At 63.8% G+C, this 11,442-nt stretch carries 9 protein-coding genes and 1 tRNA gene; 6 read left to right on the top strand and 4 right to left on the bottom strand.

What is annotated here, in order from left to right; all coding sequences use genetic code 11:
• On the top strand, window positions 1-981 hold a 981-nt coding region (locus tag Q0O40_RS13305; RefSeq protein WP_295530723.1), incomplete at its 5' end, for an aldehyde dehydrogenase family protein.
• Between the two features lie 18 nt (window positions 982-999).
• Here the strand turns inward: Q0O40_RS13305 and Q0O40_RS13300 are convergent.
• From Q0O40_RS13300 to Q0O40_RS13290, 3 genes are all read right to left on the bottom strand, one after another.
• A tRNA-Ile gene (locus tag Q0O40_RS13300) sits at window positions 1,000-1,076 on the bottom strand.
• Between the two features lie 45 nt (window positions 1,077-1,121).
• The gene (locus Q0O40_RS13295) at window positions 1,122-2,123 is read right to left on the bottom strand and encodes a polysaccharide deacetylase family protein (RefSeq protein ID WP_295530721.1); all 1,002 of its coding nucleotides are present in this window, start codon (window positions 2,121-2,123) and stop codon (window positions 1,122-1,124) included.
• 27 nt (window positions 2,124-2,150) lie between these two features.
• Entirely contained in the window at window positions 2,151-3,962 is a 1,812-nt protein-coding gene (locus tag Q0O40_RS13290; protein WP_295530719.1) for a histidine kinase dimerization/phospho-acceptor domain-containing protein, read from the bottom strand.
• A 247-nt stretch (window positions 3,963-4,209) separates the two neighbouring features.
• On the opposite strand from Q0O40_RS13290, the gene Q0O40_RS13285 reads away from it, so the two are divergent.
• A complete protein-coding gene (locus Q0O40_RS13285) occupies window positions 4,210-4,677 on the top strand; it encodes an Lrp/AsnC family transcriptional regulator (RefSeq protein WP_295530716.1) in 468 nt (155 codons plus the stop codon).
• A 12-nt stretch (window positions 4,678-4,689) separates the two neighbouring features.
• On the opposite strand, the gene Q0O40_RS13280 is transcribed toward Q0O40_RS13285, so the two are convergent.
• Window positions 4,690-4,989, bottom strand: coding sequence for a chorismate mutase (locus Q0O40_RS13280; RefSeq protein ID WP_295530714.1), 300 nt, complete (start codon window positions 4,987-4,989; stop codon window positions 4,690-4,692).
• A 107-nt stretch (window positions 4,990-5,096) separates the two neighbouring features.
• Between Q0O40_RS13280 and Q0O40_RS13275 the strand changes: the two genes are divergently transcribed.
• The 4 genes from Q0O40_RS13275 to Q0O40_RS13260 form a co-directional block, all read left to right on the top strand.
• Window positions 5,097-6,110: a polyprenyl synthetase family protein gene (locus Q0O40_RS13275; RefSeq protein WP_295530711.1), complete on the top strand. Its 1,014-nt coding sequence runs from the start codon at window positions 5,097-5,099 to the stop codon at window positions 6,108-6,110.
• A 1,018-nt stretch (window positions 6,111-7,128) separates the two neighbouring features.
• On the top strand, window positions 7,129-9,672 hold the full coding sequence (locus Q0O40_RS13270; RefSeq protein WP_295530708.1) for an FG-GAP-like repeat-containing protein: 2,544 nt from the start codon (window positions 7,129-7,131) through the stop codon (window positions 9,670-9,672).
• A 263-nt stretch (window positions 9,673-9,935) separates the two neighbouring features.
• Window positions 9,936-10,766, top strand: coding sequence for a 23S rRNA (adenine(2030)-N(6))-methyltransferase RlmJ (locus Q0O40_RS13265; protein ID WP_295530705.1), 831 nt, complete (start codon window positions 9,936-9,938; stop codon window positions 10,764-10,766).
• Window positions 10,767-10,863: 97 nt separating this feature from the next.
• Window positions 10,864-11,442 (top strand): alpha/beta hydrolase (locus tag Q0O40_RS13260; protein ID WP_295530702.1); only part of this gene is annotated, 579 nt, incomplete at its 3' end.

Genomic DNA, 11,442 nt, shown 5'->3' with positions numbered 1-11,442 from the left:
GCGCTGCTGGCGGGCAATGCAGTGGTGTTCAAACCTTCGGAGCTGACCCCGGCATCGGGCGCATTCATGGCCGCGCTGTGGCACGAGGCGGGCCTCCCGGCGGGCGTGCTGTCGCTGGCGCAGGGGCGGGCCGACACCGGGCGGGCGCTTGCGGCGCATCCCGGGCTTGACGGGCTGCTCTTCACTGGCTCCTCGAATACCGGCCTTGCCTTGCATCAGGCGTTTGCCGCGGTGCCGGACCGGATTCTGGCGATCGAGACCGGCGGCAACAATCCGCTGGTCGCATGGGATGTTCCGCCCGAAAATCTGGAGCAGGCGGCGGCGGTCATCATCCAGTCGGCGTTCATCTCCGCCGGGCAGCGCTGCACGTGCGCGCGGCGGTTGATCGTCGGTCCGGGCAGCGAGGGGCTTATCGCGGCGGTCGCGGCGCTGGCCGATCGGCTGATCGCGGGCGGTCCGTTCGATGATCCTGCGCCGTTCATGGGGCCGGTCGTGGATATGAATGCGGCGGCGCGGGTCGAGCAGGCATGGCAGGCGCTGGTGGCGCTTGGCGGCCAGATCATTCGCCCGCTGGAGCGCCTCAGCGAAGGCACCCCGCTGCTGGGCCCCGCCATGATCGATGTCACAGGTCTTGCCGCGCCCGATGAGGAGATTTTCGGGCCGGTGCTGCAGATCATCCGCGTGGGCGATTTTGCGGGCGCGATTGCTGCGGCCAACGCCACCCGGTTTGGCCTTGCCGCCAGCCTGCTCGGCGGGGATGCGGCGCTTTATGAGCGGTTCTGGGCGGAATCGCGCGCAGGCGTGGTCAACTGGAACCGACCGACCACCGGGGCAAGTTCGGCCGCGCCGTTTGGCGGCGTGGGCGTTTCGGGCAATCACCGCCCGAGCGCCTATTATGCCGCCGACTACTGCGCATGGCCGGTGGCCAGCCTCGAAAGCGATACGATCGATGCCGGGGCGATCACCGGCCTCAGGCTTTAAGCGGGACGCCTGATCAAGTGGTGGGCCCGGCAGGACTTGAACCCGCGACCTAGCCGTTATGAGCGGCCAGCTCTAACCAACTGAGCTACAGGCCCACTGCTCAGGGGCGTTAATGCGCCGCCGGAGCGTTGGCAAGCGCCCTAAGGCTGAACGGCGGCCATGATGTCGGCCACGCTGGCGGGGCGGATCTGGCGCTGTTTGAGGTATGCAAAGACCGTCCGCCACCACGTGTAAAGCTGCGCGAGCTCGGCCTCATTGCGCACATACGGCGTGTAGCCCGCAGCGAGCGAGGGGCTGTGGAACGAGAAGACCAGCAGTGGCAGGCCATCATCGATCGCAATGTCGATACCCTTGATCGCCTCGGCCACGCTGACACCTTCGGGGGTCTGCGGAATGCGTTCGAGCAGTCCCGCCCGCGCCAGCAGGCCGCGCAGCTGCGGCGCGCGCCACATATAGGGGTAGAGCCATGCCCCCTGGCGGCGCAGAATTCCCCAGAACACCGTGGTCAGCGGCACTTCCAGCAAGTTCGCGGCTTGGTCGATCCAATATGGCGTGACCGGATGGTCGCGGAAATTGGGCCCGCCGCCGGTGCTGTAATCAAACCGGGCCCGAACCGAAGTGTCGATGGCAATGCCGCTTTTGGCGAGGATATCGGCCGTTTCCGGCCCGATGCCATAACGCCCGGCGCGATAGATCATCGGGGCTTTGCCAAAGGCTGCGCTGATCGCGTCCTGCAACTGCGCAAACTTGGCGGCTTCAAGCGCGGGCGCAAGGTTGCCGGCATAGCTGTTGTGGTTGTTCACATCCTCGTCGTGTGGCGGGCTCACCCATGGGTGGAGCTGCACGCCCACTTCGGCGCGGCCCGCGCTCACGGCCGCGCCCAGTGCTTCGACCACTGCCGGATCGCAGGCCACCGGATAGTCGATCAGGTAGATCGGTACCACGCCGGATTCTTCGCAAAACTGCTGAAATCTTGCGAGTTCGGGGACATGGTTCAGGCCATGCCCAGTGCGCGCCAGCGGCTTGCCCCAGTCAAACTCCTCCTCGGTGTCAACGGTGACGATAAACCGCTGTCCGAAATCGGCCGCAAAGCTTACGCGATCAGCATTCGCCGGAAGAGCGAGGATATTCGGCAATGCCACGTTGCGTTAAGCTCCCCCCGGCGCTCATTAGCTAAAGCTGTTGCTTAGTGCCCGTGGCGGCGCGGTCAAGAGCGGCAGATCGATCATCAACTCCGCACCGCTGCGCGTAAAGGTTCCGCCGCCCGCGCGGATTTCCGCCGCCGCCAGCCGCAGCGCAAATCCGCTGCCCAGCATTGCCCCGCCGCCCGCGCTCCCCGCGCTGTCGGGTGCAAACAGCGCCTCATCCGCGCGCTGTGCCAGCGCTGCAGGAAGTTGCAGCGCGAGGCGCGCGAGGCGGTCGCTGTGATCGAGGCGCAGGGTCAGCCGTTCGCCGGGGGCGGCCGCCCCCGCGATCACCGAAAACAGCCGCCAAATGCTGCGTTCGAGCGAGAGCAGCGGGAAGGATACCTGCACGCTTGCATCGGGCCAGTGGCAGGCCAGCGCGATCTCGCGGGCTGCGATCACCGGCGCGATCTGCGCGACCAGCCTGTCCAGCAGCGCAATGAGATCGGCCGCGCGCTCGCCGGCTGCGCTGTCGCCCGCGGCGGGCGCAGCGCTGGCGCGGGGGCTGCTCTCGAACTTGGTGAGCTGCTCGACATCTTCAAAACCGGCCAACATGCGCGCCGCGTCAGAGGCGATGGAGGCGGCGATGCTGCGGTATTCGTGCGGCGTCGGCCCGAACAATTGCTGCTGGATCAGTTCGGCAAAGCCCTGAATGGCATTGATCGGCGTGCGCAGCTCGTGCAGCAGTTGGCGCATCTGGTCCGCGCTGCTCGCGCCTTGTCCGGCCTCGGCTCCGTTCATTTGCTGATCCGCCGCAGCGGGCCGTCGCAGGCGCGCGTGATATCCTTCAAACCGCCCACCCTCGGGCGAAAAGGCCGGGGCGGCATCGATCTGCCAGAGGCCGGCAATCACAGGCGCACCTTCGAGCATCAGCAGCCCCGCGCTGACCGGAAGATGCGCCCGCACCGCGCGCAAGGTCTCGGCGTCGCAACTGGCGGGCGCGGCGGCTTGGCCGGTGAACGGGCGATGGCCGACCAGCATCGCGGCATGCGCGGCATCGGCGCCCGTGATTGTGCCCGCCGCATCGGTGCGCAGATCGACCGTGTGCAGCAAGCGCGCCGGCGAAGCGGCTTCTGCCGAGGATGATAGGCGCGCCGGCGCTGCGGCGGGCGGGGCTGCCACGCTGGTCTCGGCAATTTGCTCGCTGGTGCCGGTCGGAGCCCGGTTCAGTCGGTAGGCCTCGATCCGGCGCACGATCGCCCCGATCCCCTCGCGCGGCGGCGAGGCCATGGCTGCGAGGGCGGGTTTTGGAGGCGGCGGCGCCAGCGCGGCAATATGGGGCACAGCAGGCTGGGGCGCAGCAGTTTGGGGCGCAGCAGTTTGGGGCGCAGCAGTTTGGGGTTCAGCAGGCTGGGGCGAAGCGGCCTCGGGCAGCACGAAATCTTCGATGCCAAGCTGCCCGAGCAGCAGCTCGACCCGGGGGCCGAGATCTCGGCGGTGGCGCAGAAAACCGCGTGCCTGGACCGGCAGAGCCGGGATCAGGGCGAGCCACTGCGCCTCGCTCAGCCGCGCCCGGGCAATCGCGGCCAATGCGGGTTTCGAGCCGCAGCTGGCAAAATGCGCGACCAGCCGGGGCGATTGCACGGCGCAGGCGCGGAGCAGGTCGGCGCTCGCCGCATCGCCCAGCGCGCCGTGCAGCGAATCGAGCCGGTGCAGCGCTTGCTCGTGGGTCGGGGTCCACGCGTCGTCCGGCGTGCGGCCCAGCAGGTCTGCCAGCTGGCGAAACTGCGTGCGGATGGCCGCCGGCCCGGCCGCGACGGTGCGCAGCACGGTGTTAAGACGATCATCAATAATCAAGCGTGGCTCCGCTCTGGTGCCGTCGCCCGGATTGGCGGAGCACCCAAAATTACCCTAACAAATTGCAAAGAAGCGCAAAGCGCGGTGTTGATTGCGTTGCATAGTGGGACGATTGCGATATGAAACAATAAAGTTGTCCTGTTGCGATCCAAAAGGTGTGGAAAATTGCTGGCACGGTGCCGCCGGACCCTTGATGAGCATGCCGCCGCGCCTGATCGGCTATCGAACGCGAAAACAAGAATGGGCCATGACAACACTTGATGGAATTGATCGGCGGCTTCTCGCCGAACTGCAGGACGAAGGCCGGGTGACCAACGTCGAGCTGGCCCAGCGGGTCGGGCTCACCGCGCCGCCCTGCCTGCGGCGGGTCCGCGCGCTGGAAGAGGCGGGGGTGATCCGTGGCTATCATGCCGATCTCGATGCCGCCAAGCTCGGCTTTGCGATCACCGTGTTCGCGCTGGTCAGCCTGAAAAGCCAGGCCGAGGAATCGCTGCGCCAGTTCGAAGACCACATGCGCACCCTGCCCGAAGTGCGCGAATGCCATATGCTCAACGGCGAGATCGATTTCATCCTCAAGATCGTTTCGAAAGACCTGCAGAACTTTCAGGAATTTCTCACCAGCAAGCTCACGCCAGCGCCCAATGTAGCCAGCGTCAAGACCTCGCTGACCATCCGCACCGCCAAGCAATTGCCCGGCGTACCCTTCACCGATTGAGCCGCGATAAGCCTACTTGCTGCGGGCCCGCTCGTGGTGGTGGATCACCTCCTCGATGATGAACCGCAGGAACTTCTCCGAAAATTCGGGGTCGAGCCGCGCCTCCACTGCCAGCGCGCGCAGCCGCGCAATCTGGCGCTCCTCGCGCCCCGGATCGCTGGGCGGGAGCTGATGCGCGGCCTTGTGTGCGCCCACCGCCTGCGTGATGCGAAACCGCTCGGCCAGAATGTGGATCATTGCCGCATCGATATTGTCGATGCTCTGCCGGTATCCAGCCAGCACCGGATCTTCGCCTGCCGGATTATGTGTCATGCCGCCCCCGCTTTGCCCGCCGGGCTTATGCCCGAATGTGCTGCGAGCGCGCTAGCTTGCAACTTGCATCTTGCCAAGCGCCGACCCCTCGGCCAAGCGATGACGCCATGACCGCTTCGATCCACCCGTTGCCGCGCCGCGCCGAACCATCGCTTCAACCGATGATGGCACTGGTCGCCGATGGCATGAACAGCGTCAATGCGGTGATCCTCGACAAGATGCAATCGCGCATCCCGCTGATCCCGGCGCTGGCGGGCCACCTCATCGCCGGCGGCGGCAAGCGGCTGCGCCCGATGCTCACGCTCGCCGCCGGATCGCTGCTCGGCTATGGCGGCGCGCGCCATTTCAAACTCGCTGCTGCGGTCGAATTCATCCACACCGCCACCCTGCTCCATGATGATGTGGTCGATGGCTCCGACATGCGGCGCGGCAAGAAAGCGGCCAACATCGTTTTCGGCAATCCCGCCACCGTGCTCGTCGGCGATTTCCTGTTCAGCCGCAGCTTCGAACTGATGGTCGAGGATGGCAGCATCAAGGTGCTGCGCATCCTCTCGGGTGCATCGGCCATCATTGCCGAGGGCGAGGTCGATCAGCTTGTTGCGCAGCGCCAGATCGAAACCAGCGAGGAACGCTATCTTTCGATCATCAACGCCAAGACCGCCGCGCTCTTCGCCGCTGCCTGCCGCATTGCCGCCGTCGTCGCCGAACGCAGCGACGGCGATGAACTGGCGCTCGATGCCTATGGCCGCAATTTGGGCATCGCGTTCCAGCTGGCAGACGATGCGATCGACTACGATTCGAATGCCGCCGAAATGGGCAAGGATCAGGGCGACGATTTCCGCGAAGGCAAGATGACCCTGCCGGTGATCCTCGCCTATGCGCGCGGATCGGCCGAAGAGCGCGAATTCTGGCGCGACGCCATTGCAGGTGATTGCAACAGCGACGAGGATCTGGCCCGCGCCATCGCGCTGATCGACCGCCACCAAACGGTTCACGCCACCCGCGAACGCGCCCGCCACTATGCGCGCCGCGCCATCGACGCCATCGCCGCCTTCCCCGCCAGCGCCGCCAAAGCCGCGATGATCGAAGCCGCCGAGTTCGCCGTCGCGCGGCGCTTCTAAACTGGCCGTTTCGCGCCAAGTTGACATAGTTGACACAGTCCTGAGGAATAATTCGGATCGATCAGTGGCTGGATATTGATCGATTTGGTCGATTAATTGAGCATTGGTTTGGCTCATCAATCATCCGCTCTCCGCATCTTGCGCCAGCGCTTTGTGGCACAATCGCGCGGCGTAGGAAAATGGCGCGGCATTCCCCCCCATTCCGCCTGCGCTAGGCGGCAGCGCCGCCAAGCTGCGGCATCCTTCCCTCATTGAGGGGGAAGGGGAGCTGCAAAAAAGGTGACAGAGTTGACACCGTGTCAACTTTTGTTCGGGCGTTAAAACGTCTCTGAAACAAAGAGATAGGAAGCGTGAGTGACAAAGTGACACTCTGCGCGATTTTGCAGTAAGTTTACAGGATCAAAGAGCCGGTCGCGCTATTGTTGCAGGTTTGCGTGATGTAGGAAAGCCACACCCGTCCTGCCGGAAATCACCCCCATCCAGCCTGCGCTAGGCGGCTGCACCGCCAAGCTGCGGCATCCTTCCCCCATCGAGGGGGAAGGGGGCAGCGCAACCCCAACCTTCCCCCTCGATGGGGGAAGGATACGCAGGCTTGGCAGCTTGTCTGCCTAGCCGGAGTTGGATGGGGGTGTTGGCAGGAGTTACGGTGACACGTGCAATAACCCCCAAAACCAAGCCCGACGACATTGTTCCGAATGCCAAGGATGATGAGGTGCGGGAGGCTGGGCATGGGGCTTTGGTATAGCACACGGGTGGCCAAGCAAAGGGGGTATTGGACGTGCCGCCGTAACTGCGCTGGGTCACGTGGTGCGGGATGCCGGGGAGCGCGAGACGGGGGAGACGGGCCATTTGATTACAGCATAGCGCTGCGCGTGAGGAATAAAGGGGTTACTCCACGTGTCACTGTAACCGAGTTATTGGCCTGTAAGAGCCTCTGGCACCCTTCAACGGGCCGCGATTTTGCAGTATCTTGTTCCCACCAGCAGGTCTGAACGGACTTTTGCGCAGGGGACCAGTGATGACCATCGTTACCGATCGCCGCGCGATCGTAAGCTATTCATGGGTAGGATCTGACAGCGCCGGTCAGCCGCTCGTCGATCGGCCCGTTTTCATCAGCTATTCGTTCGAGACGTCGACGACGGCACTCGGCTTGGGTGGACGCTTCAATGGCGAAAGCCAAGCCTATATCGACAGCTTCAGGCCGCTGAGCGCCGCGCAGCAGGCAACCGCGCGGGGAGCCTTCCAAGCGTGGGATGCGGCAAGCGGGATCACGTTCCTCGAGGTGCCGGCGGGCTACGGCGACATCAAGGTCGGCATCTTCAATTTCGATCTTGGTGGACCGTATACTTCGGCTGAGGCGGCAGCTTATGCCGGCGGCGATGAATTGATAGTTTCCGACAAGATCTCCCAGCCTTCGACGCAACTTTTTCTCCACGAGATCGGACACAACCTCGGGTTCAAACATCCCTTCGAAGGCACCTATACGCTGGACCCAGCGATCGACAACTACGCGACGACGGTGCTGAGCTACACGTCGGGCGGCTTCAGCGGTTCGACGCTCGGAACGCTTGATCTCGACGCCGTGAGCTATCTCTATGGCACCGCCAGCGAAGACGGGCAGCAAGTGCAGAGTTGGTCTTGGAACGCCTCGACCAGCACGCTGAGCCAGACCGGGTTCGATACCGGCGGGAAAATCCGCGGAGTGGGCGGGAACAACGATATTCGCAGCGGGCCGGGAGCGGACGACATCACGCTCAACGCCGGTGGCACCAATGTCGTGGATTCAGGCGCGGGCAAAGATACGATTAATGTCTCGGGATATGGCTTGCCCGGAGGCAGCGTTTCGATTTCCAGCGGCGAAGGCGACGATCAGATATACCTCCCGATGACCGGACGCTTTGCGATCAATGGCGGTACGGGCACGGATTCGGTGCAGTTCGTCGCCGCTTACAACATCGCAACGACCTTCTCGCTGGTCGCCGCACTCGCTTCGGGCAACAGCCTTAGCAACGTTGAATCCATTTCCATAACAGGGTCGAATCTGGGCGATAGTCTGACGGGTGGTGCCAGCAACGACTTCTTGAACGGCAATGGGGGCCGGGACCGGCTCTTTGGGGGCGAGGGCAACGATCAGCTCTATATCAACATTAGCGGAGATTTGACCGGCTACAGCATCGACGGTGGTTCCGGAGACGATTTGGCGGTTCTCACCTTTACCGATAACACTCCGCGCACGCTGACCACCTCGCAACTCGGGGCCACGGCGATTGAAAACACCTACGTCTACCTTGGTGACGGCAACGACATCGTCTCGGCGGATAGTACCAACACAGCGGCATATTTCTACGGCAGGGCGGGCAGCGATGTGCTGCGTGCTGGTGCTGCGAGAACCGATCTCAATGGCGGCGAAGGTGCCGACGTGCTTTTTGCCGGGACCGGTTTCAGCTTCCTTTATGGCGGGAACGGAGCAGACCGGTTTGTGTTCGAGAGCGTGGCAACCTCGAACAATGTCAACGGCACCGACCAGATCGAGGATTTCCAAAGCGGCGTTGACATTATCGACCTGACGGCGTTTCGCCCGACCAACGTCACCATTACGCCGAATGGCGGCGGCGCGAGCTTCATCGATGCCACCGCCGCGTCCGGGACATTCCGGCTCTTTGTCAGGAACCCCGTCACCCTTGCCGACATTGCCTATAAAGTGGTCACCGGCACCGAAAATGGCGAGACGCTGACCGGCAGCGCAGACCGCGATACCATCCTGGCGCTTGGCGGCGGCGACGTTCTGATCGGCGGTAGTGCCCCAGATACTCTGACAGGCGGCGCGGGGGTCGATATCTTTCAAGGCACCCCCGCCGAGCTGAACGGCGACAGCATAACCGATCTCGCAATCGGTGAACGCATCCGGTTTATCGGTGCAGGCGCGGCGGGCAGCCCCGCCTTCACTTATGCGCTGAGCGGCAATACACTGACCTTCACCGGCGGATCGCTGACGCTCGGCAGTCTTCCTCCGCAAAGCACGCGGATGCGCGCGTTCACCAACGCTCTTGATGGCAACGTGGATGTCTGGCTGCAAAGTGTGCGCAACGATTTCAACGGCGACGGGCGCAGCGATGTGCTGTGGCGCAACGACAATGGCTTTCTCAGCCAATGGCTCGGCACGGCGAGCGGCGGATTCACAGACAATGGAACGCTAGTGAACCAGTTCGTGCCAAGTGCGTGGAAAATTCAGGATGCTGCCGATTTCAACGGTGACGGTTTCGCCGATGTGCTCTGGCGCAACGACAATGGCCAGCTCAGCCAATGGCTGGGTAGCGCGACCGGGCGGCTGATCGACAATGGCGCGGTGGTGAACCAGTTTGTGCCGAACGCTTGGAAGATCCAAGGCACTGGCGACTTCAACGGCGATGGCCGCGCGGATATCATGTGGCGCAACGATAATGGCCAACTCAGCGAATGGATCGGCACCGCGAACGGCGGCTTTATTGATAACGGCGCGGTGGTCAATCAGTTCGTGCCGAACGCGTGGGCAATTCATATCGAGGATTATAAGGCGATTTGACGATTGCGGCGGGATAACGGTCACACGTGCAATAACCCCCCAAATCATGCCGGACGACATGGTTCTGGATGCCGGGGATGACGAGGCGCGGGCGCGTGGCCATAGGGGCTTGGTCGATCCCTGCAATAGTCTCGCGCAGAAGTGCTGGAAAGGTCTCTTGCTGACCCTAGACGAGCATCGGATTGATTGCTTCAATTGGCGTGCGCTTGGCTTGTGCGCCCGGCAGCTTGCATCAAGGCGGATCTTCCGGATTTCGAAGCACGATGAATTATCGCCATTCCTTCCATGCCGGCAATAGCGCCGATGTCGTGAAACACTGCCTGTTGATCGCTCTGGTGAGGGCCTTGCAGCACAAGCCGGGCGCGCTGACGCTGATCGACACCCATGCCGGCTGCGGGTTGTACGACCTCGATGGCGCGCAGGCGCAGCGCACCGGCGAGGCAGCGCAAGGCGTGCTGCGGGCCTTTGCCGACCCGAACTCCTTGCTGAACGACTACCGCGCCGTGGTTCAGGCGGTGAACGCCGGTGCCGCGCCGCGCTTCTATCCCGGCTCGCCGCGGATTCTGGCGCAGCTGCTGCGCCCGCAGGATTTCCTTATCCTGAACGAGAAACATCCCGAGGATGCCCATGCCCTGCGCGGTGCGATGCGCGGCACATCCGCCGCCGTGCATGAGCGCGACGCCTACGAGCTTTGGCTGGCGATGATCCCGCCCCGGACGCCGCGCGGCGTGGTGCTGGTCGACCCGCCCTATGAGCAGCAGGATGAACGCGCCCGGATTACCGCTACCTTTGCCGCTGCCTGCCGCAAATGGGCGCACGGCGTGACGGTGATCTGGTATCCGCTGAAAGACCGCGCCGCGCATGGGCAGTGGAAGGAGCAGTTGCGCCGCCTCGGCATCCCGAAATTGCTGCGGGTGGAGCATTGGCTCTATGACGGCGATCAGCCCGGCATCTATAATGGCGCGGGCCTTTATATCGTCAACCCGCCCTACGCATTCACCGAAGGGCTGCCGCCACTGCTCGAAGCGCTGCGCGCCGCGCTGGCGCCTGAGGGGCATGGGGGCGAGATCACCACCGATTGGCTGGGCGATTGAGCCAAGCACTCGTCGGGATTACGAGAATTACGGTGACGTTGCGGAATTGATGTAGGATTGGACGTTTCTAACAAGAGTGTGACCCGGAGAGCTGACCATGACCATACGCCGCCGCTATGCCGATTGCCGGGACGGGCAGATCCATGTGCGCGAGGCGGGCGATCCGGCGCTTCCGGTGGTCTGCCTGTTTCACCAGACCGCCTCCTCGGGCGCGATGTTCGAACAGGTCATGATGCGGCTGGCGGATCGTTATCACCTGCTGGCTTTTGATTCGCCCGGTTTCGGCCGATCCTATCAGCCGAGCGCCATTCCCAACATGCGCTATGTCGCGGACCGGCTGATGGAAGCGGTGGACAGCCTCGGGGTGGCGCGCTTTCATGCCTGCGGGCACCACACGGGGGGCTGCGCGGCGGTGGAAATGCCGCGCGCCTATCCGGGGCGGCTTGCGTCGCTGACCTTGATCGGGCCGGTGCTGGTGAACGAGGCGGAGAAGGCAGAGTACCGCAAGGTGTTCGTGCGGCCCTTCGCGGCGGAGCCGACGGGCGCATTCCTGATGACGGCGTGGGACTATCTGGCGATGATCGGCGCGGGGAGCAGCGTCGATCTGCATTGCCGCGAAATGATCGACCACCTGATCGCGCGCGAGACGATGCCGATGGCGTTCAGCGCGGTGTGG

The organism is Novosphingobium sp. Chol11, assembly GCF_945870625.1.
GTDB lineage: Bacteria > Pseudomonadota > Alphaproteobacteria > Sphingomonadales > Sphingomonadaceae > Novosphingobium.
Note: the sequence above shows the minus strand (reverse complement) of the source record. Positions and strands in the feature narration are given on the sequence as shown.

What these genes read in the sequence shown, in the direction of transcription:
- Q0O40_RS13275 (WP_295530711.1), top strand. Translation starts at nt 5,097, where the DNA reads ATGACCGCTTCGATCCACCCGTTGCCGCGCCGCGCCGAACCATCGCTT.
- Q0O40_RS13285 (WP_295530716.1), top strand. Translation starts at nt 4,210, where the DNA reads ATGACAACACTTGATGGAATTGATCGGCGGCTTCTCGCCGAACTGCAG.
- Q0O40_RS13270 (WP_295530708.1), top strand. Translation starts at nt 7,129, where the DNA reads ATGACCATCGTTACCGATCGCCGCGCGATCGTAAGCTATTCATGGGTA.
- Q0O40_RS13280 (WP_295530714.1), bottom strand. Translation starts at nt 4,989, where the DNA reads ATGACACATAATCCGGCAGGCGAAGATCCGGTGCTGGCTGGATACCGG.
- Q0O40_RS13265 (WP_295530705.1), top strand. Translation starts at nt 9,936, where the DNA reads ATGAATTATCGCCATTCCTTCCATGCCGGCAATAGCGCCGATGTCGTG.